The sequence below is a fragment of the Herbiconiux daphne genome (genome assembly GCF_024979295.1).
In the GTDB taxonomy this organism is placed as follows: domain Bacteria; phylum Actinomycetota; class Actinomycetes; order Actinomycetales; family Microbacteriaceae; genus Herbiconiux; species Herbiconiux daphnes.
The window spans coordinates 1-1,895 of sequence record NZ_JANLCJ010000059.1; the positions used below are offsets into that span (position 1 = coordinate 1).

The window sequence follows — 1,895 nt, forward strand, 5'->3', positions numbered from 1 at the left end:
CCTGAAAACAGGTTAGAGGAGGTTGTCCAAGTAGCACTCATTATTAACTCACTCCCACGGTTGAAAGAATCATAACTTCGTCAGTTTCAGGCTGAACGTTTGAGTTATGTTTCGTGATTGTCGTATAGGCGCATTTATCCAGACTTAAATCAATACAATCGCCCGTCTGAATAGTGCGTTTCCAACTGGCATACGAATAGCGAATGTCGGCTTTATACGTTTCCAGAACGTCGCACGAACATTTTAATAACCAGAGATTATCCGCGATGTTTTCAATAGAATCCACGAAATAATAACGCTTCAAATCTGGCAAGTATAAATAGTTAATCCCAATGAACCCGATTTTTTGCGGGTCGGTTAATACCAGTTGCGGATTAATAACGTCGATTGAGCGTTTAAATAAAACGTCCATCTTAATAGGCGCTTCAATAGTTTTGCCAATAACATTAGGCGCGTCTTTAACGTGGTATAGTTCAAGTCTCATTATTTCACCTATAAAAAAGGCCACCCCGAAGGGTAGCCAGTTTATTACGCCGCTGGCTATTACTTCTCGCCAATGAAGAAAACAACGTAGTTTTCTGAGAGGTCGTTATAATAACCCGCGTCAGCTTTGTACCATGAGTTATAGAACTCTGCTTTCGCGTTGTAAGCGGTTGTGGTGCGGCGGTCAAGATTTGCCACGCCTACCGCGTCACGGTCAGCGATAACGCCCAGAATCGCGGCTTTCGCAACCTTAACAGTTTCACCGCTGGAGGTCTTGACATCAATCACGCCAGTAGAAGTCAGAGCATAATCAGTGCCGGAACCCTGCCAGTAAGGAACGCTGTCATGTGACGGCAGAGCAACCATTTCAGGATTCTGGAGGTCGGATTGCAGATAGGTTTTAGCGGCCTTACTGAAATCAGACAGCAGAACTACGCGCTGCAAATCAACCGGGGTAAAACGCTCTTTCGCTTCCACGTTAAACAGAGTTGAAACTTTGGTCAGACGGTCGGAAATCAGGCCAATCTGATAAGTCGCAAACTTGATAAAGTGGAAATCGGTAAGCGCCTGAGCAACCGTTAACGGCGTGGTTGGTTTAACCGTGTCGTTATACAGCTTCAACAGGTTGACCGCTTTAACGCCAGTTTTGGAGAAGTCCAGAACTTTAGCGCCAGCAGTACCGGAACCGAGTTCGGCAACCAGAGTTTCAGCGGTCATGTTGTTAATGGCGCGCATAATCAGGCTGTCGAGTTTTACGGTCATGCTGTTTTCAACGGCAGTTGTCAGCATAGAAACAAAACCGTTCAACTGTTCGGCAGAGCTAAAGGATTCTTTAACTTGCAGTTCAGTAAACGACACCGGGATTTCAAAGGTAACTTTGGAGTTGAAAAACTTCGCGGAAACTTTCGGCGCGGTGAAAATGTCTTGCTTGTATTCCTGCCCGTCTTGCAGCTTCCACGATTCATTCTCTTCTGCGTCAGGCATTTCTGTACTGACTTTCTGGAGAATAGAACCGAACTCCCAACTATCCATAAGAATAGATGGAACGCCGCCAGCATAGGCGCGGGATTGGAACGTTACTTTGCCGATGTGGTTAATCAGCTTGCGAACGTAGTTATCGAGGCCGTTAGTCTGGTCAATAACCTGTTTACCGAGGTCAACAATGTTACTTAAATCTTCGTTGACAACAGCGGTTTCACCCAGCACTTCGCCCATTACTGAGGCAAGCAGGGTCTTTAGTTGAGTCACTTTCATTATTTTCAGTCCTTATTTTGAGGATGATTTTAGAGATAAATAGACACGCAATAAAAGTTTGCGATGTCGTGTAGAACTGTATTAATAATAGCAGTCTTATCTAAAAGTGTCAAGTTATTAAATACAGCGTTGAGGTCAAAAGCAGAGTCGGTAATAGT

2 protein-coding genes are annotated in these 1,895 nt (G+C 44.6%); both read right to left on the reverse strand.

Annotated elements, in window-relative coordinates:
- Positions 1-43: 43 nt before the first annotated feature.
- Positions 44-484: a hypothetical protein gene (locus N1032_RS22805; protein ID WP_259542601.1), complete on the reverse strand. Its 441-nt coding sequence runs from the start codon at positions 482-484 to the stop codon at positions 44-46.
- Positions 485-543: 59 nt separating this feature from the next.
- Positions 544-1,737: a phage major capsid protein gene (locus N1032_RS22810; protein WP_259542602.1), complete on the reverse strand. Its 1,194-nt coding sequence runs from the start codon at positions 1,735-1,737 to the stop codon at positions 544-546.
- Between the last annotated feature and the right edge of the window lie 158 nt (positions 1,738-1,895).